This window comes from Nocardioides daedukensis, assembly GCF_013408415.1.
GTDB lineage: Bacteria > Actinomycetota > Actinomycetes > Propionibacteriales > Nocardioidaceae > Nocardioides > Nocardioides daedukensis.
The window spans coordinates 1,990,153-2,010,176 of the sequence record NZ_JACCAA010000001.1; the positions used below are offsets into that span (position 1 = coordinate 1,990,153).

At 69.4% G+C, this 20,024-nt stretch carries 17 protein-coding genes; 8 read left to right on the forward strand and 9 right to left on the reverse strand.

The window, feature by feature from the left end:
- Positions 1 to 42 precede the first annotated feature (42 nt).
- Positions 43 to 516, reverse strand: coding sequence for a nuclear transport factor 2 family protein (locus tag BJ980_RS09905; RefSeq protein ID WP_179502134.1), 474 nt, complete (start codon positions 514 to 516; stop codon positions 43 to 45).
- A complete protein-coding gene (locus tag BJ980_RS09910) occupies positions 513 to 2,126 on the reverse strand; it encodes a helicase HerA-like domain-containing protein (protein WP_179502135.1) in 1,614 nt (537 codons plus the stop codon). The genes BJ980_RS09905 and BJ980_RS09910 overlap by 4 nt, the downstream gene beginning before the upstream one ends.
- Positions 2,127 to 2,323: 197 nt before the next feature.
- Here BJ980_RS09910 and BJ980_RS09915 point away from each other — a divergent pair, with 197 nt between their 5' ends.
- The gene (locus tag BJ980_RS09915) at positions 2,324 to 2,620 is read left to right on the forward strand and encodes a type II toxin-antitoxin system VapB family antitoxin (RefSeq protein WP_179502136.1); all 297 of its coding nucleotides are present in this window, start codon (positions 2,324 to 2,326) and stop codon (positions 2,618 to 2,620) included.
- Positions 2,620 to 3,141, forward strand: coding sequence for a LytR C-terminal domain-containing protein (locus tag BJ980_RS09920; RefSeq protein WP_179502137.1), 522 nt, complete (start codon positions 2,620 to 2,622; stop codon positions 3,139 to 3,141). Before BJ980_RS09915 ends, BJ980_RS09920 begins: the two co-directional genes overlap by 1 nt.
- On the opposite strand, the gene BJ980_RS09925 is transcribed toward BJ980_RS09920, so the two are convergent.
- Positions 3,138 to 4,703, reverse strand: coding sequence for a potassium/proton antiporter (locus BJ980_RS09925; protein ID WP_179502138.1), 1,566 nt, complete (start codon positions 4,701 to 4,703; stop codon positions 3,138 to 3,140). The two genes, BJ980_RS09920 and BJ980_RS09925, sit on opposite strands and share 4 nt — an antisense overlap.
- Positions 4,704 to 4,794: 91 nt before the next feature.
- Between BJ980_RS09925 and BJ980_RS09930 the strand changes: the two genes are divergently transcribed.
- From BJ980_RS09930 to BJ980_RS09950, 5 genes are all read left to right on the forward strand, one after another.
- On the forward strand, positions 4,795 to 6,282 hold the full coding sequence (locus BJ980_RS09930; RefSeq protein WP_179502139.1) for an FAD-binding protein: 1,488 nt from the start codon (positions 4,795 to 4,797) through the stop codon (positions 6,280 to 6,282).
- A 106-nt stretch (positions 6,283 to 6,388) separates the two neighbouring features.
- Positions 6,389 to 7,573, forward strand: a complete 1,185-nt coding sequence (locus BJ980_RS09935; RefSeq protein ID WP_179502140.1) for a pyridoxal phosphate-dependent aminotransferase — start codon at positions 6,389 to 6,391, stop codon at positions 7,571 to 7,573.
- Positions 7,574 to 7,660: 87 nt separating this feature from the next.
- Positions 7,661 to 8,104: a hypothetical protein gene (locus tag BJ980_RS09940; protein ID WP_179502141.1), complete on the forward strand. Its 444-nt coding sequence runs from the start codon at positions 7,661 to 7,663 to the stop codon at positions 8,102 to 8,104.
- 2 nt (positions 8,105 to 8,106) lie between these two features.
- The gene (locus BJ980_RS09945) at positions 8,107 to 9,033 is read left to right on the forward strand and encodes a hypothetical protein (protein WP_179502142.1); all 927 of its coding nucleotides are present in this window, start codon (positions 8,107 to 8,109) and stop codon (positions 9,031 to 9,033) included.
- On the forward strand, positions 9,030 to 10,400 hold the full coding sequence (locus tag BJ980_RS09950; protein WP_179502143.1) for a hypothetical protein: 1,371 nt from the start codon (positions 9,030 to 9,032) through the stop codon (positions 10,398 to 10,400). Before BJ980_RS09945 ends, BJ980_RS09950 begins: the two co-directional genes overlap by 4 nt.
- A gap of 116 nt (positions 10,401 to 10,516) precedes the next feature.
- Here the strand turns inward: BJ980_RS09950 and BJ980_RS09955 are convergent, their stop codons facing one another.
- Both BJ980_RS09955 and BJ980_RS09960 read right to left on the reverse strand, forming a co-directional pair.
- Positions 10,517 to 11,908: a vWA domain-containing protein gene (locus BJ980_RS09955; protein ID WP_179502144.1), complete on the reverse strand. Its 1,392-nt coding sequence runs from the start codon at positions 11,906 to 11,908 to the stop codon at positions 10,517 to 10,519.
- Positions 11,905 to 12,780 carry an AAA family ATPase gene (locus BJ980_RS09960; protein ID WP_343047768.1) on the reverse strand — a complete coding sequence of 292 codons (876 nt, stop codon included), beginning with the start codon at positions 12,778 to 12,780 and terminating at the stop codon, positions 11,905 to 11,907. The genes BJ980_RS09955 and BJ980_RS09960 overlap by 4 nt, the downstream gene beginning before the upstream one ends.
- Before the next feature lie 85 nt (positions 12,781 to 12,865).
- On the opposite strand from BJ980_RS09960, the gene BJ980_RS09965 reads away from it, so the two are divergent.
- Positions 12,866 to 14,911: a CocE/NonD family hydrolase gene (locus tag BJ980_RS09965; RefSeq protein WP_179502146.1), complete on the forward strand. Its 2,046-nt coding sequence runs from the start codon at positions 12,866 to 12,868 to the stop codon at positions 14,909 to 14,911.
- Positions 14,912 to 14,957: 46 nt separating this feature from the next.
- On the opposite strand, the gene BJ980_RS09970 is transcribed toward BJ980_RS09965, so the two are convergent.
- From BJ980_RS09970 to BJ980_RS09985, 4 genes are all read right to left on the reverse strand, one after another.
- Positions 14,958 to 15,857 carry an exonuclease/endonuclease/phosphatase family protein gene (locus BJ980_RS09970; protein ID WP_179502147.1) on the reverse strand — a complete coding sequence of 300 codons (900 nt, stop codon included), beginning with the start codon at positions 15,855 to 15,857 and terminating at the stop codon, positions 14,958 to 14,960.
- A gap of 88 nt (positions 15,858 to 15,945) precedes the next feature.
- Entirely contained in the window at positions 15,946 to 18,084 is a 2,139-nt protein-coding gene (helR, locus tag BJ980_RS09975; RefSeq protein WP_179502148.1) for an RNA polymerase recycling motor ATPase HelR, read from the reverse strand.
- Between the two features lie 183 nt (positions 18,085 to 18,267).
- Complete coding sequence (locus tag BJ980_RS09980) at positions 18,268 to 19,506, reverse strand: type II toxin-antitoxin system HipA family toxin (protein WP_179502149.1); 1,239 nt, start codon at positions 19,504 to 19,506, stop codon at positions 18,268 to 18,270.
- Complete coding sequence (locus BJ980_RS09985) at positions 19,499 to 19,837, reverse strand: type II toxin-antitoxin system Y4mF family antitoxin (RefSeq protein ID WP_218855466.1); 339 nt, start codon at positions 19,835 to 19,837, stop codon at positions 19,499 to 19,501. Before BJ980_RS09985 ends, BJ980_RS09980 begins: the two co-directional genes overlap by 8 nt.
- Positions 19,838 to 20,024: the final 187 nt, after the last annotated feature.

The window sequence follows — 20,024 nt, forward strand, 5'->3', positions numbered from 1 at the left end:
GGTCGTGCCCGGCGCGTCATCCCTCGGGCTCGGCGCCCTGTCTCAGTGGCGCGGCTTGATCTTCAGCTTCCATGAGGGCAGGTCCGCGGTTGACGACGTCGTCTCGTAGGTCCGCTCGTAGCCCGTGTGCGCGATCCGCCAGCCGTCCTCGGTGCGGACGTAGCGGTCGGCGTAGAACGCGGCGCCCTCGAGGATGAAGGCGTATTCCTCGACGATCACCTTGTCCTGGAGGTACCAGCGCCCGGTCGCCTCGTCTCCGTCGACGTCGATCTCGGGGTGGTGCACCTGGTGCAGGGTGACCATCTTCTCGGTCATGTTCTTGCGCATGTAGGCGACCAGCGCCTCGCGGTCCGAGAACTCCAACCCGGCATAGGCTCCGGTCGCATCGGGCACGAAGCAGGCCTCGAAGCCTGCCCAGTCCTTGCCGTCCAGGCAGCGCAGGTAGCGGTACTTGAGCTTCTTGATCTCCTCGGTGGCCTCGAGCCGGGCCAGGAAGTCATTGCCTGTGGCGCTCATCGACGGCGCCCCGTTCCGAACATGCCGCGCAGGATCTCGCGGGTCGCGGTGCGCAGCACCTGCTTGACGGCGGTGTTCTCCAGGACCTTCTCCACGTTGCTCTTCTCCTGTTTCTTGGAGGTACGGCGGCCACGGGACTCCTTGGCCAGCCGGTCTGCTTCCTTCTGCAGGGCGGTCTGTTCCTTCGCCTCGGTCTGGGCGGCCTGCTCCGCCTCGGCCTGTGCCGCACCTGCCTCGAGCTTGGCGGTGAGGATCTCGTGCGCCGACTCGCGGTCGACGGCCTCGGCGTACTTCGGGTGCAGCGGCGAGGCCTGCACGCTCGCCTCCATCGCGGCCGCATCCGCCATCGCCATCAACGACTCGGGGGCGCGCAGTCGGGTCCAGGCCACCGGCGTGGGTGCGCCGCGCTCGTCCATCACCGTGATCACTGCCTCGCCAATGCCCAGGGAGGTGATCACCTCGCCGAGGTCGTCGTACGCCGACTTGGGATAGGTGTTGACGGTCGCCTTCAGCGCCTTCGCGTCGTTGGGGGTGTGCGCGCGGAGCTGGTGCTGGACCCGCGAACCGAGCTGGGCCAGGACGTCGTCGGGGACGTCGGTCGGGCTCTGGGTCACGAAGAAGACGCCGACGCCCTTGGAGCGGATCAGCCGGACGGTCTGGGTGATCTGGTCGAGGAAGTCCTTCGAGGCATCCTTGAACAGCAGGTGTGCCTCGTCGAAGAAGAAGACCAGCTTGGGCTTGGCGATGTCGCCGACCTCGGGGAGCTCGTGGAAGAGGTCGGCGAGCAACCACATCAGGAAGGTCGAGAAGACCGCCGGACGATCCTGGAGGTCGGGGAGCTCGACCAGGGAGATCAAGCCCTTGCCCTCGGGCGTGGTGCGGAGCAGGTCTGCGGTCTCGAACTCGGGCTCGCCGAAGAACTCGTCGGCGCCCTGGTCGGCGAAGTTGATCAGCTCGCGCAGGATCACGCCGGCGGTGGCCGAGGAGAGACCACCGAGCTCCTTGAGGTCGGCCTTGCCCTCGTCACTGGTGAGGTGCTGCACGACCGCGCGCAGGTCGGCCAGGTCGAGCAGCGGGAGGCCGGCCTTGTCCGCGTAGTGGAAGACCAGGCCGAGCGAGGACTCCTGGGTGTCGTTGAGGCCGAGCACCTTGGCGAGCAGCACCGGCCCGAAGGCGCTCATCGTGGCCCGCAGCGGGATGCCCGTGCCCTTGCCTCCGAGTGCGAAGAACTCGACCGGGAAGCCGGTTGCCTGCCACTCCTGACCCACGCTGGCTGCGCGGCTACTGATCTTCTCTCCGCCCTCGCCCGGGACGCTGAGGCCGGAGAGGTCGCCCTTGATGTCGGCGGCGAAGACCGGTACGCCGTTGGCGCTGAGCTGTTCGGCGAGCAGCTGGAGGGTCTTGGTCTTGCCCGTGCCGGTGGCGCCGGCCACCAGGCCGTGGCGGTTCACCATGGCGAGCGGGATCCGGATCCGGACGTCGGCCAGGTCCTTGGCGTTGAGCATCAGTCCGCCGAGCTCGAGCGCGGCGCCCTCGAACTCGTAGCCGGGACGGACGGCCTCGCTGATCGGATCTGCCGGGGTGGACTCGACTGCGGGCGTCTCGGTCATGGGCTGCACCCTAGCCAGAGCCGGGCCGCCGTGTCGCGCACTCGTCCGCCCCGCTGCGCCGCCCGCAGCCGGGGCGGGTCCCGGGCCACACGACGTACGCCGCTGGGCGCTGCTTCGCACCGCCGGGAAGCGGCGGGGGTGGGCCGGGGTCGGTCGGAACAGGTTCGGCAACCACGGCCATGGATATAGTCAAGCGCGTGATCTTCAAGCGCGTGGGCGACGGTCGGCCCTATCCCGACCACGGCCTCGACCCCAAGGGGTGGGCCGCAGTGGCGCCCCGGCAGGTGCGCCTGGACGAGCTGATCACGATCAAGGACACCCTGCATCTGAGTTCTCTGCTCGACGAGGACGGCACGTTCTACGGGGACCTGTTCGCTCACGTCGTCTACTGGCGCCGCGAGCTCTATCTCGAGGACGGCCTGCACCGCGCACTGCGGGCCGCATTGCAACAACGCACGATGCTGCACGCACGCGTGCTGGTCCTGGAGGACTGATGGAGACCCGCAAGACGGCAGGCGCCACGATCGGCGTGCTCAGTGTCGTCACCCTGCTGATGCTCGTGCTTGGATTCGTCTGGGCGACCGAGCCGTTCCCCGATGACGCGTTGGGTGGTGGCGAGGCCGCCCTGTGCGAGAGCCGTGCGATCGCCAAGGGCGCCAGGGTCCGTCCGACCGATGTCACCGTCAGCGTCTACAACGCGAGCCGGCGAAGCGGGCTGGCCAGCGGCACCATGGCCGACCTGATGGAGCGTGGCTTCGGCAAGGGCAAGAGCGGCAACATGCCGGAGTCGAAGGTCTCCCGCGTCGAGGTGCGGGCGACGTCGAAGTCGGATCCGGCGGCGCGTCTGGTGGCCAGCCAGTTCGGGCGTGGCACCACCATCACCACCGACTATCCCTCGACCGGTGAGGGCATCGTCGTGGTGGTCGGGGAGAAGTTCCGCAAGCTCTCCGGCCGGGCTGCCAAGCATGCGACCGCCACCACCAGCACGGAGATCTGCAGCCCGCTCCTCGACTAGTCCGGAGGGCTCTCGCGTCTGCGCGGGCCAGCCGGGCTGCGCGTCTGCGCGGACCTGGGCTGCCCGTCCGCGCGGCCGAGCCACTGGGCCAGGCGGCCGCCGCGCGAGACCTCCTGGAGCCGGGCGTCCGTACGTGCGCGCAGCTTGCGCGGCGTGACCACGAGGAGCTCGTCGCCGCGGCGCAGGACCGTACGTCGTTCGGGCACCCGGGACTCCCCGTCGCGGATGATCAGGGCGACCGAGACCCCCTGCGGCAGGCGCAGCTCGCCGACCTCGCAGCCGTGCATCCGGGAGGCGGGGCTGATCTTGACCTGGAGCAGGTCGGCGGCGATCCGGTCCAGTGGCGCGGCTTCGACCTCCAGCTCACGCGGCTCGACCTGCTTGGCGACGCCGAGGACCTTGGCCACGAACGGCAGGGTCGGCCCGGTGAAGAGGGTGTAGACGACGACCATGACGAAGACGATGTCGAAGATCTGCTCCGCGTCCTCGACACCTGCCGCCAGCGGGATGGTGGTGAGCACGATCGGCACCGCCCCGCGCAGTCCTGCCCAGGAGATGAAGGTCAGGTCGCGCCAGCCCATCGGGCGCACCACCGCGCTGATCATCACCGAGACCGGTCGGGCGACGAAGGTGAGGACCAGTCCGGCGACGAGTGCGAACCACACCGTCTCGGCCGTGATCCGGTCCGGCGAGAGCAACAGGCCGAGCATCACGAAAAGCCCGATCTGGGCCATCCAGCCGATGCCCTCGGTGAAGGACTTCGTCGCCGCGCGGTGCGGAAGCTCGGCATTGCCCAGGACCAGCGCGGCCACATAGATCGCCGCGAAACCCGAGGCGTGGACGGCCGCTCCGGCGCCGTACGACGCGAGCGCGAGGGCGAGGATCGCCAGCGGGTAGAGGCCGGAGGAGGGAAGCGCTGCGCGACGCATCACCCAGGCTCCGCCGAAGCCGACGGCCAGGCCGATCGCGACGCCGACGACGAGCTCGAAGGCGATCACGCCGAGGATCGCGATGGGCGAGTCCTCGGCCAGGGCTCCGCTGGAGACCAGGACGACCAGGACGACCGTCGGGGCATCGTTGAGACCGGACTCCGCCTCGAGGGTGCCGGTGATCCGGCGTGGCAGGGGCACGATCCGCAGCACCGAGAAGACCGCGGCCGCGTCGGTCGGCGAGCAGACCGCGCCGAGCAGGATCGCCAGCTCCCAGGGCAGTCCGAGGAGGAAGTGCGCAGCGCACGCCATCACCACGACGCTGACCGTGACGCCGATGGTGGCCAGTGAGGCTCCGAGGCCGATCACCGGCCTGATCTCGGACCACTTCGTGCTGATCCCGCCCTCGGCCAGGATCAGCGCCAGGGCACCGAACCCGATCGCGTGCGCGGTCGCGGCGTCCTCGAAGACGATGCCGACGCCGGCCTCGCCGAGAGCGACGCCCATCAGGAGATAGATCATCAGCGACGGCAACCCCGCGCGGGTGGAGACCCGGACCGCGAGGATCGCCAGAAGAGTGACGCACGAACCCAGCAGCAGGAAGTTGTCGAGCTGGTGGACGTCGAACCCCACGTGCACCTCACTGGCTGGTCTTGGGCGGCGTGCGTCATCCTATCGGCCGAGAAATATGGAACTTGTTCTAGTTTTGCCCTACCCTTCCGGCATGGACGGAACCAGCCTGCCCGACGTCATCAGCGCCGCCTCGCAGCCAGAGTGGACCCAGGACGTCGAGCAGTTCGACGTCGTCGTCGTCGGCTTCGGCATCTCGGGTGGCTGCGCCGCCCTGGAAGCAGCCCGGACCGGCGGCCGCGTCGTACTCCTCGAGCGCGCCGCGGTCCCCGGCGGCACCTCGGCGATGAGCGGCGGGGCGTTCTATCTCGGCGGCGGTACGCCGGTGCAGACCGCGACCGGGCACGAGGACTCGGTCGAGGCGATGGTCGACTACCTCACCGCGGTCTCCCAGGATCCCGACGTCGACAAGATCCGCGCCTACTGCGAGGACAGCGTCGAGCACTTCACCTGGCTGGAGGCCCTCGGCTTCGAGTTCGAGCGGTCCTACCTGGACAAGAAGGCGGTGATCCAGCCCGGAACCGAGGGGCTGATGTACACCGGCAACGAGAAGGTGCACCCGTTCAAGACCATGGCCACCCCGGCGCCACGCGGTCACAAGGTGCCGGTGGCGGGAGACACCGAGGGCACCAAGCTGGTCATGGACCTGCTCCGCGATCGCCTGGCCGACGCCGGGGTCGAGGTCCGCTACGAGACCGGCGCCAACGCCCTGGTCACCGACGAGTCCGGCGACGTCGTCGGCATCCAGTGGCGCAAGTTCAAGGAGTCCGGCCTGATCCGTGCCCACTCGGTGGTGCTGGCCGCCGGCGGCTTCGTGATGAACAAGGACATGGTCGCCAAGTTCACCCCGAACCTGGCCGAGAAGCCGTTCGTGCTCGGCTCGACCTATGACGACGGGCTCGGGATCCGGCTCGGCGAGTCGGTCGGCGGTGCCACCGCGTTCATGGAGGAAGCGTTCATCACCGCGCCGTTCTACCCGCCTTCGCAGCTGGTCAAGGGCCTGGTCGTGAACAAGCAGGGCAAGCGGTTCGTGGCCGAGGACTCCTACCACGCCCGGACCTCCGGATTCGTGATGGAGCAGCCCGACCACGCGGCCTACCTGATCGTGGACAGCGAGCACATCGAGCACCCGGTCTTCCCCCTGGCGCCGTTCATCGACGGCTGGGAGACGGTCGAGGAGATGGAGGCGGGCCTCGGTCTGCCCTCGGGCTCCCTGGCGGCCACCTTGGCGGCGTACAACGAGAACGCGGCCCGGGGCGAGGACCCCGACTTCCACAAGCAGCCGGAGTGGCTCGCCCCGCAGGACAAGGGTCCCTGGGGTGCCTACGACCTGACCCTGGGCAAGGCGCTCTATGCCGGCTTCACGATGGGCGGCCTGGTCACCGACGTCGACGGACGCGTCCGCCGACCCGACGGCAGCGCGATCAACGGCCTCTACGCAGCCGGAGCGTGCGCCTCGAACATCGCCCAGGACGCCAAGGGCTACTCGACCGGGACCCAGCTCGGGGAGGGTTCCTACTTCGGTCGGCGTGCCGGGCGGCACGCCTCGACGCGTGCGGCAAAGTCACCGGGTACCCGGTGAGTCTGCCGCTTCCCGGGCAAGATCTTGCCCGGGAAGCACCGGAGTCACCCGGTACCCGGTGACTCCTTCTGGTGACTCCGCCCGGAGCACCAGCCACACTGGCCCCATGACCACCGCCAACCGCCTCGCCGTCGCGTCCCGGGCCAACGTTCCCCCGTTCCACGTCATGGACCTGCTCGCGGCAGCCGGGGAACGTCAGCGCACACACGGGGACCTGGTGAACTTCGTCGCCGGACAGCCGAGCACCGGTGCGCCCGGGCCGGTGAACCGGGAGGCGATCAGGCTGCTCGAGTCCGGTGACCCGTTGGGATACACGGTGGCGACCGGGCTGCCGGAGCTGCGCGAGCAGATCGCACGCCACCACGAACGCATGCACGGCATCGCCGTCGACGCCGACGACGTCGTGGTCACCACCGGCTCCAGCGGCGGGTTCCTGCTCGCCTTTCTGGCCGCGTTCGAGGCGGGCGACCGCGTGGCGATGGCCCGGCCCGGCTATCCCTGCTACCGCAACGTGCTGAGCGCCCTGGGTTGCGAGGTCGTCGAGATCGACTGCGGTCCCGAGACCAGGTTTCAGCCCACCGTCGAGCAGCTCGAGGCACTCCAGGCCGACGGTGCCGGCATCAAGGGGCTCGTGGTGGCCTCCCCCGCCAACCCGACCGGCACGATGCTCCTCCCCGAGGAGCTGGCGGCGCTGGCCGCGTGGTGCGAGTCGAACGGGGTACAGCTGATCAGCGACGAGATCTACCACGGGATCAGTTATCTCCCCGGTGGCAGCCACAGCGCCTGGGAGACCTCGCGCGAGGCGGTCGTGTTCTCGTCGTTCTCGAAGTACTTCTCGATGACCGGCTGGCGAATCGGCTGGATGCTGGTCCCCCAGCGCCTGCGCCGCGCGGTCGACGTACTGACCGGCAACTTCACCATCTGCCCACCCGTCATCGCGCAACGCGCCGCGATCGCCGCCTTCGGTGAGGACTCGTATGCCGAGCTCGACGGCCACGTGGCGCGTTATGCGGCCAACCGGACCCTCCTGCTCGACGGGCTGCGCAGCATGGGCGTGGACAAGCTGGCACCGGCCGACGGCGCCTTCTACGTCTATGCCGACATCGAGCACCTCACCGACGACTCGATGCGCTTCGCCCTCGACCTGCTCGCGCAGACCGGCGTGGCGCTCGCCCCGGGCGTCGACTTCGACACCCACCGCGGGAACCACACGGTGCGATTCAGCTTCGCCGGGGCCGAGGCCGAGATCCTCACCGGCCTGGAAAGAATCCGGAAGATGATTCATGTTTGAACGTTCGCAGGCGGGGGAAGAGGACGGTGCTTGCCCGGTTTGAGCCCGAACACGCGGGGTAGGCGCACGCAGACGAAGAGGTGATTCATGTACGGCGAGTCCGCCACAATGCGCAAGCGCGCTGACCAGTTGCGCGATCAGGCCACCGACATCCGGTCCATGGCGGACCGCCTGGTCGGACAGATCGAGGCGATCAACTGGGAGGGCCGTGCAGCCGCCGACATGCGCGCACGCATCCACGACCGCGCCGCCCACCTGCGCGACTGTGCCGACCTGCACGAGACCGCATCCGAGTCGCTGACCAAGCACGTGGTCGAGGTCGAGCGACTCAAGGACTCCATCGAGGGAGTCCAGCGCAGAGCCACTTCACTGGTCGCCGATGCCCGCACCCGCATCGCCCAGCTCCAGGCCGAGGACACCCCCGCCGGGGTCACCATCGACCCGACCGACTCCGACCGCATCCTCTCCCAGTTCGTGCCGCCCGCGAAGGGCCACAAGGACTGGCTGACCGTTGAACTTCCGGGACTGTGATCATGCCGACTATTGACCTCTCCGCCCCCGCACCGGCACCCGAAGGCACCCTCGAAGGGCTCCCCCGTCGCGTGGCGCTGACCCTTCCCGAGCTGCAGCTCCTCGCCGAGAAGGCCGGCGGCGCCCCGCTGCCGTTCGAGCTCACCGAGGACAAGGGCGAGCAGAACAGCCTCGAGAGCCGCCTGGGCCAGACCCGCAGCTCGACCGAGGACGCGGCGTACGTCGAGGGGCTGGGCACCCTGCGTGACCCCGCCGAGACCCTCGCCCGCCGTGGCCTCCTCGACGGCGACACCACCGACTCCGGCGTCTCCGGCGCGCTGGGCCTGCTGGCCACCCCGGCTGCTGCGGTCGACATCGACCTGAACGTCGCCGGCGCCCGTGCCCGCGCCTGGCACCGCCAGCGCGACGGCGCCGTGGCCACCCTGGCCACTGCCGACGGCCTGGTCTTCGAGCTGGCCTGGTTCCAGGCCCCGCACTGGACCGATGAGCTGGCCCGGGTGCCGGTGCTGCCCGAGGACGTGGCCCTGGGCGACTCCAAGGTCCCCGCCGTCGTCGACCTGCCCTACGAGCTCCTCGACGCCGGCGGTGAAGCAGTCCGCAGCGGGCGCAACGACCTGCTCGGCACGATCGTCGCCCACCATGCCGGCTCCGTCCGGGACGAGAACGGCGAAGCGGCCCTCGACAGCACCGTGCACAACCTGATCACTGCCCTCGTCGGTGAGACCAGGGGCCGTCTGCGCGCCATGGTCGCCGACATCGAATCCGGTGGCACCGTCGTCGGTGTCGTCTCCTGGGTGCTCCTGGCCGATGGGTGGCACAGCCTGCACACCCGCCAGGAGGACGGCGTGACCCGGGTCGCGATCCACCGCGTCAGCGCCACCGACCTGGCCGCCGACCTCGGTCCGGTCCTCGCGGAGGTGTCGGCATGAGCACGGACAACCACGACGAGCAGAACGAGCAGGGCACCGGGCTGGGTGCACGGAAGGGCGACGCCATCACCGAGCAGCAGCAGAAGGCCCTGGACCACCAGGCGAAGTACGACCAGATGATGCGCCTGGCCGACCTCTTCGACGCCTCCGGCGACGAGATGCGGACCCGGGCCGCGCTGGGCAACCAGGTGCTCAACGACGAAGCCGTCTCCGCCTCCGCCGAGCTGTCACCCAAGACGTTCAGCCAGGCAGAGCAGGACATCGTCGCCGCCACCACCGGCAAGTCGGGCCTGATGGTTCGCTCGGTCGAGCTGGACGCGGACGCCCTCATCGTCCGGGCCACCGTGCTCACCTATCAGTGGATCGACGACCTGCAGGACGTGGCGTACAAGACGCTCGGCTCGATCGCCGCCCGCGCGGTCGGCTACCTGGCGCCCGAGGTGGCGCTGGGCGGGGCGATCTTCTCGGCTGGCCTGATCGAGACCGACGCGCTCGATCGCGACGGCCTGGCCTCCTATCTCAACGAGCTCGCCGACGCGAACCCCGAGCTGATGGACCACTTCGTCAGCGGTGGCGGCGGCCTGATCGAGGGCCTGCAGATGCGGGCGATGCTGACCGCCGCCGTGCTCGGCTCCGAGCAGGGCCCGGCCGTCACCCAGGGCGGCCTGCGCGCGGTGGGTGCGCCCGAGTTCGGCGACGACTTCTCCAGCGCCCTGCGTGACATGGCCGGCGGCGTGATCGATGCGAGCGAGTCCGCGACGGAGTCCGCCACGAACGACGGTGCCGCTGCGCCCCGCTCGATCGAGGACCTGATGACCTCGCTGAGCCAGGTCGACGGTGACCTGCTGGTCCAGAAGCTGCCGGGCGGGCGCTACATCGCCTACCTGCCCAGCCACGGTCGTCGCGGCCGTGCCACCTTGCAGCTGGTCGGCAGCGACGTCTCGGGCCGGGTCTCCTCGGTGCTGGAGGCGATCGAGGCCGCGGTCGGCGACGACTCCGGTGCCCGAGTGATGGTCGTCGGACACGCCCAGGGCGGTGTGGCCGCAGCAGAGATCGCCGCGGCTGCCGCCTCGGACAAGTTCGTCATCGACCAGGTGATCACTGCCGGTGCTCCGGCCGCCCAGGTCACCCGCGTCCCAGAGGGCACCACGGTGCTCGCCCTCGAGGACCGCGCCGACCCGGTCGCACTGCTCGGCTCACTGATCAACGCGGGCGTGGCCAACCGGCTCACCGTGGTCTTCGACGGCGGGCAGCTGACCGGCACCGCGGCGTACGTCGAGGGCGGCCGCGCCGCGGACACCGCGACGCACCCGGAGCTCCGGGCCGCGATCGCGCGCATCCACGAACTGGGCTACCTCGCCGGCTGAGCCGCCGCGCGCACACGTCCAACGCGCCGTTCCTGTCGCTCTGCACCCCGCCAGCAGGGCGGGAAGCGACCGGAACGGCGCGTTACATTTCGGCGTCGGACGTCAGGGGGAGCGAGTCAGCCCGCCAGGTCGTGGACGAACTCCCCGAGCTGGGTCAGGTTGCGGCACTCCACCATCGGCGCGATCTCGGCGTACGTCGGTGCCGCACTGTCGCCACTGCCCCAGTTGCGGGCGTGCTCGGGGTTGAGCCACCAGGTGTTGCGGCACTGGTCCACCATCGTGCGGAACGACTCCAGCTGCAGGTCGCTGTAGTTCGAGCGCGCATCACCCAGCACCAGCAGGGAGGTCTTCGGGCCGAGCGCATCACTGTGGTTCTCGAGGAACTTGTCGAACGCCCGGCCATAGTTGGTCCGCCCCCACAGCGCGGCGTGCGAGGTCGAGGCGGCCAGGTCGGCCATCACCTCGACCACGTCGGCGCCGGGCTTGAAGTAGTGGGTGACCTCGTGGACGTGGTCGATGAACGTGAAAGCGCGGACCTTGGTGAACTGGTCGCGCAGCGCGAAGACCAGCAGCAGCGTGAACTGGGCGAAGTTGGCCACCGACCCGCTGACGTCGCAGAGCACGACCAGCTCGGTGCGGTGCGGCCGCTTGGGCTTGTGGTGGGTGGTGATCGGGACGCCTCCGGTGGAGATGGAGGCCCGGACCGTACGCCGGAAGTCCAGCGGTCCGCGTCGTTTGGCGTGGTGCTCCTGGGTCAGCCGGGTCGCCAGGCGTCGGGCCAGCGGCTGGATCTCGCGGCGCATCGCGTCCAGGTCCTCGCGGCGCGCGGAGAGGAAGTTGAGGTTGTCGATGGTCGGGCGGACGGTGGTCCGTGAGACCTGGGTGGCGCCCTTCTGCTCGGCGATCCGGCGCAGGGCCTCGCCCTCGACGACCTTGGTGAACCGGTCGACCGCGGCGATCGCCCTCCGGCGCGCGGAGGCCTGGTCCATCCCCTGTCCGAGCAGCGCGGCGACGATCCGCTCGACCAGCTCCTCGGCAGAGACCCGCTTGAGCGCCTGGTAGGCGCTGAACGACGACAGCCCCGGTGCCCGTCCGGGCATGGAGCCGAAGGTGCCCACCGCTTCGATCGCCAGCTCGTTGAGCTGGGCGTCGTCGCCGGACTCCATCGCCTCGGCGAGACGGTCGCGGAACTCCTGGAGGGCGGGCCCGGTGTCCTTCGGCAGCGCCCCGGTGCCGTCACTGCCCCCGTCGCCGTCGTCACCCGACGCGGCGTGCCCGGCACCGACCAGGGCCGGGAAGAAGAGGTCGAAGATCGAGTCGAACTGCGGGCGGTGGGCAGAGCGCTTGACCAGCGTGGCGGCGTACGCCGTGCGCACCTGCTCGCGGTCGTGCCAGCCGAGGCTGGTCACGGCCTTTGCCGCGTCGATGTCCTCGGACAGCGAGACCGGGAGGCCCGCCGAGCGCAGGGCCTCGACGAACTCGATGTGTCGAGGAAGGAGTCCGCTCATGAGCGCAGTCGCAGTTCCTTGACGGCCCGGTCGTGGTCGGAGACGTGCTTGAGCACGGCGCCGAGCGTGGTGCTGATCGCGGCGTTGTCGAGGTCGTTGATCTGGAGGGCGATCAGGGTGCGGGCCCAGTCGATCGACTCGGAGATCGACGGGGCCTTCTTGAGCTCGAGCTCGCGCAGGCGGGTGATCACCTCGACCACCTGGCCGGCCAGCTTCTCGGGCAGCTCGGGGACCCGGGAGAGCAGGATCTCCTGCTCGCGCTCGGCGTCCGGGTAGTCGAGGTGCAGGTAGAGGCAGCGACGCTTCACCGCCTCGGACAGCTCGCGGGTGGCGTTGGAGGTGAGCACCACGAACGGCCTGCGGGTCGCGGTGACGGTGCCGAGCTCGGGGATCGTGACCTGGAAGTCGGAGAGCACCTCGAGGAGCAGGCCCTCGACCTCGACGTCGGTCTTGTCGACCTCGTCGATCAGCAGCACGGTCGGCTCGTCGCGGCGGATCGCGGTCAGCAGCGGCCGGCTGAGCAGGAACTCGTCGGTGAAGATGTCGTCGTGCGTCTCCTCCCACGACTGTTCCGGGCCGGTGGCCTGGATGCGCAGCAGCTGCTTCTTGTAGTTCCACTCATAGAGCGCACGCGCCTCATCGAGGCCCTCGTAGCACTGCAGACGGATCAGCTCGGAGGTCGTCGCCGCGGTGACGGCCTTGGCCAGCTCGGTCTTGCCGACGCCGGCCGGCCCCTCGATCAGGAGCGGCTTGCCCAGGGCACCGGCCAGATAGGCGGTGGTCGCGGTGGCGGTGTCCGCGAGATAGCCGGTGGCCCCCAGCCGGGCGAGAGCGTCGTCGGGCGAGCTGAACCAGTTCGAGTCAGGAGTCACCGCTCGAGCATAGGTCGCGGCATCCGGGCACTCTCCAGCACTGCTCGCGCCGTGACCCTCGTCACAGACAATCGTTGGGTCATGCATGCGACGTCGCGAGCAGTCCCGCCGCCTCCGCCGGTACGCCGTACTCCCGGCGCTGGCCCTCCTCCTCAGCGTGGGTCTGACCTCGCCGCCGGCGCAGTCCGACCCGGGCTCGCCCCAGCCCCCGGCGGCACCCGAATCACCGGCACCCAAATCACCGGCACCGGCCAACGATCCCGGCAAGGCGTCGGCCTACGCCGAGACCCGGCCGGAGCAGTTCGACATCGTGATCGAGCGCGACGTGCCGATCACGATGCGCGACGGCCGGGTGCTGCGCGCCGACATCCACCGCCCGGCGGTGCGGGGCACCCAGACCCCCGCCGACGGCGAGTTCCCCGTGATCCTCGTGCAGACGCCGTACGGCAAGAGCGTCGGCAACTCCGGGCTCGGAGAGATGAGTCCCTACCTGGTCAGGCGTGGCTACGTCGGCGTGATCGTCGACGTCGCCGGCACCGGTGGCAGCGAGGGCCAGTCGCAGCTCTTCGGCACCTCCGAGGCACTCGACGGCGCCGAGATGGTGGAGTGGTCGGCGGCCCTCGACGGCAGCAACGGCACGGTCGGCCTCCTCGGTGGCTCCTACCTCGGCATCGACCAGGTCTTCACCGCCGCCGCCGTGGGGCCGGACTCGCCACTCAAGGCGATCTTCCCGATCGCGACGGCCTCCGACCCCTATCGCGACCTCTTCGTCGCCGGCGGGATCGTCAACCTGGTCTCGAGCGTGGGCCTGATCGGGGGCTACTTCGGGTTGCGCACCTTCACCCCGTTCGCGGAGCGGATGAGCGATCCGGCCGATGCGCTGCGACTCTCCCTCGAGCACGGCCTGGCCGGGATCCCGTTCGAGCTGACCACCGGCATCCATGCGCTGACCGACACCGGCCGGGTCCATGACTCCGCCTACTGGCAGGAGCGTGCACCGCAGAACGTGCTCGACAAGGTCGTCGCCAACGACGTCGCCGCCTATCTCGTCGGCGGACAGTACGACGTCTTCCAGCGCGGCGAGCCGTTGCTCTACAGCGGGCTGCAGAACGCCTGGTCCGGTCGTTCGGTGTGGGCGCCGATGGAGCCGGGGCAACAGGTGACCAGCCGCTACCAGCTGCTCACCGGCCCCTGGGACCACGGCAACCAGGGCAGCACCGTCGACCTGGATGCGATCGAGCTGGCCTGGTTCGACCACTGGCTCAAGGGCGTCGACACCGGGATCACCGACACCACGACTCCCTTCCACGTCCAGGAGCCGGGCGGTGCGTCCTACAGCATCCGCAACTATCCCGCCGAGACCGCGCCGCACCAGCGGATCGACCTCCACCCGGGCACACAGCTTGCGCCGGGGGCACCGACCGCGACGACCGGACAGCAGAAGGTGCACTACCGGCCGATCGCGCTGTCGTGCCAGCGGGCCCTGGTGCAGTGGAGTGCCGGGCTGACGCGCGACCTCTACGAGGGCTGCAAGGGCACTGGTCTCACCAAGCCGCAGGCCGGCGACGTCGCCTATGACTCCGGCGTGCTCACCGAGGACGTCCGGCTCGCTGGGCCGGTTGGCCTGACCATCCAGGCCAGGTCCAACGTCGCCCAGACCGTCTTCGTCACGACCCTCCAGTCGATCGCCCCCGATGGCACGATCACCGACATCTCCTCCGGCGCACTGCTCGGGTCCGCCCGTGCCATCGACCCGACTCGCAGCTGGACGGTCAACGGGGACGGCCTGGCGCTGCCCTATCACCCGCACACCAAGGCGGCTGAGAAGCCTGTCCAGGTCAACCAGATGACCCGCTATGACATCGAGATCCGGCCGGTCTTCGAGACCGTCCCGGCAGGGCACCGGCTGCGGCTGCTGATCCAGACCGGCGACACCCCGCACCTGCTCACCTCGCCCCTGCGGTTGCTGGGATCGCTGCTGGGGACCTACACGGTGCAGAACAACGCGGTGCACAGGTCGTGGCTGGAGCTGCCGATCGCGTCCGGCTCACTGCCGGCCGCAGCCGGCGCTCCCGAGAGCTCCGACCCGCTGGTTGCGGCCCTCGGGGCGTTGTTGGGGTCGCTGAGCTGAGGCGATCAACCGACGGGGCGGTACGGCGTACCGCCCCGTCGTGATCTCACCTGTAGAGCTTGATCCGTGCGTTGATCGGGCGGTGGTCGGACTGCAGCCCGCCATAGACCCGGTGGCTGACGAACATCGCGTCCTTCGCGGTGCCGTTGACATCGCGTGCACCGAGATAGACGTAGTCGATGAAGTTGGTGCCCTTGGTGCCGAGCGTCGGGTTCTTGAGCCGGGCATAGCTGGGCACCAGAACGCCGGCGAACTTCCGGTAGGGGAAGGACTGCGGACCGCGCGCCCTGTCACACGCATAGCGCACGTTGAGGTCGCCGGTGAGCACGGTGTGCGTGGACCTCTGCCGGGCCGCGATGTCACGGATCTCCTGGAAGTGGACCTTGGCCAGCCGCGCGTTGATGTTGCTCCGCGCCTCTCCGCAGTGCCCTGGGTCGTGACGCTGGATGTCGGAGTTGGCGTGGGCGTTGAGCACCGTGATCGTCTTGCCGCTCCGTCGGTGCTTGAGGACGACGCGCGTGGTGAAGCGGGCGGGGAACTTCCCGGCGACGCCGCCGTGAGCGACGTACGCCTTGTTGGAGCCCTTCACCAGCGCATAGACGTTGTTGTTCCACGAGATAGGCACCTCGCGAGCGGTGCGCGAGCCCCTGGCGTTGAAGAACTTCGCGGTCCTCCAACCTCCGGGGAGCTGCCGGTCATAGACGGACAGGAAGCGCTCGGCCTCCTGCCAGCCGATGATGTCGACGTCCGCTGCACTGATCAGCTTGTGCGCGTCCGACCTGGCTTGCGCGGCGGTCAGGTTGTGGAAGGCGTTGAAGCTGGTCACGCCGATCGTGTCGTACGCCGTGCCGGTCGGAGGTGCGGCGGTGGCGGGGGCCGTGGTCGTCGCGGGCACGAGGGCGGCGCCGAGCAGCAGGGCGAGGGCCGGGGCTGTCTTCTTCAGCATGGGTGTCCATTCCTTTCGGTCCGAGAAACATGAACGACCTGTTCCCTCCCCCGGGCGCCGCTGCTGAACCCTCACCGGCGATGAACACTCAGGTGAGGACCACCAGGCGCTGGGTGGCCCGCGTCATCGCGACATAGCGGTCGACCGCGCCCTCGATGCCCTCGCCGAACCGGTCCGGCCCGACCAGCACGACGAGGTCGAACTCGAGACCCTTGACCAGAGTGGGGCTCAGCGACCGGATCCGCCCGGTCTCCTCGAACGTCGGGTCCCCGATGACGCAGGCGATCCCCTCCCCCTGGGCGTTCCCGGCGAGCCACTCCTCCAGGATCCGGTCGCGCTCTGCTGTGCTGGCGTGGAGGACGGGGATGCCGCTGCTGCGGATCGAGGTCGGCACGTTGGCGTCGGGCAGCTTGGCCCGGATCACCGGCTCGGCCTCGGCCATCACCTCCTCCGGGGTGCGGTAGTTGATGCTCAGCCCGGCCATCGTCACCTGGTCGATCCCGACCCGCTCGAGCCGCTCGGCCCAGGTCTCGGTGAACCCGTGGCGGGCCTGGGCGCGGTCGCCGACGATGGTGAAGCTGCGGGAGGGGCACCTCAGGATCAACATCTGCCACTCGGCGTCGGTGAGCTCCTGGGCCTCGTCGACGACGACGTGTGCGAACGGGCCGGCCAGCCGGTCGGTGCTGCTCGGGTCGATGGCGGCCTCGTCGATGATCACGCTCTGCGCGTCGGCGACCTTGAGCATCGACATCAGCTTGAGATCCGAGTCGTCGTTGGCGATCAGGTGGTCGACGACCTTGGCCATCTCCGCACGCTCAGCAGCCACCGCACGCTTGTGCCGGCGGTTGCGGCGCTCGGTCTCCGGGTCGCCGAGCCGTTGGACGGCGGCGTCGAGGAGGGGCAGGTCGGAGGTCGTCCAGGCGCGCGCGTCCCGGCGCTGGAGCAGCCGGACCTCGTCCTCGGTGAGCCAGGGTGCGCACATCCGCAGATAGGCCTTCACCTCCCACAGGTCGCCGACGAGATCGCGTGCATCGAGCAACGGCCACGCCTTGGTGAAGGCCTCCCGCAGGCCGGCGTGGCGGGCCAGGGAGCGGCGTACCAGCTCGTCCGTGACGTCCTCGTCGGCCTCGTGCTTGTCTACGAGGATGTCGAGCAGTGCCTCCCAGACCACCTCGCGCGCCTCGTTGTGCGGGGTGCCCGGGTCCGGTGCGCCGAACGCCTCGGCCCAGTCGGCCGTGCTGACCCAGACATCGGCCCACTGGGTCTCGACCTCCATGCCCTCGGTGGGAGGCTCCTCATAGAGGCGTACGCCGGGCTCGATCGCGGCGACCATGCGCGCGTCCGCCTTGATCCGTGCCACCTCGGCATCGGTCTCGTCGGGCGCCTTGGCGCCCTCCGGGACGAGGTCGCGCAGCGTGCAGACCTGCACTCCCTCCTCGCCGAGGCTGGGCAGGACGTCGGCGACATAGTTGAGGTAGGGCTGGTGCGGCCCCACGAAGAGGATGCCGCCGCGGCGCTGCTCGAGGCGGGGGTCGGCATACATGAGGTAGGCCGCACGGTGCAGCGCCACGACCGTCTTGCCGGTCCCCGGACCACCGTCGACCACCAACGCACCGCGGGACCCGGCCCGGATGATCGCGTCCTGGTCGGACTGGATCGTGCCCAGCACGTCGCGCATCTGCTCGGAGCGGTTGCCGCCGAGGGTGGCGATTAAGGCGGACTGGTCGTCGAGCGCCGCGTGGCCCTCGAGGCCGTCGGCGGTGAAGACCTCGTCCCAGTAGTCGGTGACCTGGCCGCGGGTCCAGCGATAGCGGCGCCTGCTGGCCAGGCCCATCGGCTGGGCGTGGGTGGCGGCGAAGAACGGCTCGGCCGCGGGTGATCGCCAGTCGACCAGCAGGCGCTTGCCGGTGCGGTCGGTCAGCCCGAGACGTCCGACGTAGGTGGGCTCCGCTTGATCGTCGCTGACGATCCGGCCCAGGCAGAGGTCGAGGGTGAACCTCCTCAACACCTTGAGTCGCGCGTTGATGCGATGGATCTCCTGGTCGCGGTCCATCGCGGCCTGCCCGTGGCCTCCGGGCCTGCGGCGCTCCTGGTCGAGCCGCTCGGTCAGCTCGGCGATCGAGTCGGTGAGGCTCTGCTCGATGGCGGCGAAGTGCTGCTGGTCGGTGGCGACGAGCTGTGGGTCTGCCTTGGCGGTGAGTGCTTCGGGCAGGTTGAACGCATGCATGCAGATGTCCCCAGATGTGTGAGCCGGCGCGCGCACGCTGCGGTGGGAGCGGCGCGAGATGGTGATTGTGGAGCATCACCGGGGCCTTGCCGCAAGCCCCCCTGTGCGCTATACATTGGATTATGGAGAGGCCGTTGGCCTCTCTATTCTTCGTTCCTGGGATCGCGCGAGCCTTTGATTCGATCAGTGTTCGAGGAGCAGGCTTCGCCGCCGGGAAATCACCCGCCGGAGCTTGCGCACGACGCCGGCATCGAAGGGGAGCTCATCGAGCTCATCGATCCAACCGTCCACGGCAAGCGCCGTCTCGCGGACCGCCCGGCGAGCGGCCCGATCCGGCAGCCCGAGCGCCTGGCCGAGTTCGACGTACCTCGCTCCGGTGATGTTGCCGTCGTTCTTGCCTGCGACGCGCAGGGCGAGGGTGTTGTCGCCGTACGGCTGAGAGGTGGGTAGGTCATAGGCCGGGGAGGGAGCCCAGCGACCGGAGCCGTCGGCGAGCACGGAGAAGTTCTTGGCGTGAGCGTCGCCGTTGCCCGTGAGATAGGCGAAAATGGCCTGGCGCAGGAACTCGAGGGCCGCGGGCCGAGGTGCCGCGCAGACGCGGACCAGCGCCCCGAGCACCTCCTCGGTCGAGGAGCGGTATTTCGCCTCGGGGTGGAGGCCACGCACCTGACAGCCGTCCTCGACGGCACGAGCGCGTATGTCGTCGCCGTGTCCGACTCGGTCGAACCGGGTCACGAGGAGGCCGGGTCTACCTTTGTGGTCGTGGACGACTCGGGCATCAGCCGCGTCGATCCGGCTGCGTCTGGCGGCCTGCAGGAAGAATGCCTCGTTCTCGACAAGGTGCGGAAACTCGGGTGGATCCAGCTTCACGAGGTAGGAGCGTCCAGCGGCCGACAAGGGCATGTTGACCATGGCGAGGCTGGCCTTCTCCTGCACTCCGGGAAGACCGACCCGGTCGATGTGGATGTCGAGGTCGGCCAGCATGGCTGCGAAGTCCACGGCCTCGAAGTCGGTGACCTCCATCGCGGGAGCTGCGCGACGTGCCGTGGCGCCTTCGGCGACGACCTGCACATCGCCGATCGGATCGGAGCCAACACCGAGCAGGAGGCTGAGCTCATCATCTGCCGACGTCTTGATCGATCGGCGCAGGGCCGAAAGCCGACGCCCTTCAGGCAGCAAACCTGCAAAGAACGCCGGCACTGCGCCTCCCACGCTGATGACGGGCGGCGCGGTCACCGGGAGCGTGGTCGCGACCGGGGCGCCCGCATTGGCAATCCAGTCCGCGGTGTAGGCGAACTCGACCCCGCGGACTGTCCGAGTGAGGTGAGCTGCCAACAGCCCGCTCTTGTAGACGTCGGCGCGATCGACCTGAGTGAAGTCGAGCCCGGGCCGAGCAGCCGATCCCGCTGGGGACTCAGTCATCGGACCCTGCCGGCCCAAGCGCCAGACTCTGCCGGAGCCGCGAACCGGCCGCGATCTCGGCTGCTGCACCGTCGACGATCTCCAGATGGAGACCCAAGGCGTCCAGGACGTCGAGGAGCTTGTCGAGCTGGATGCTGCGCTTGCCGTTCTCGACGGCATGAATGAAGCGAGGGGAGCATCCGGCCAGATCGGCGAGTTCCTCCTGCCGTAGACCGAGCTCCTCACGCCGGCCGAGGACGGAGGCGGCCAACTCCCCATCGGTGGATGCACGATCGTGCAGAACAGTTCTAGATCGACGCTGCTTTGCCATAACCACTCCCTTGATCTGCACTTGCATGCAGATTAACACCTGCGAAGGGGTTATTTGCGAGGCGCCGCGTCCTGTTATGTACGAACGCGCATGCCGGTGTGACCGAAGGCCGAGATGCTCACACCGGGGAAGCGCGAAATCGCGCGCAGATCGACGTCGGGGCGGGATTTTCACCTGGCGGGGCGGTGACGTATTCGGATCATTGCCG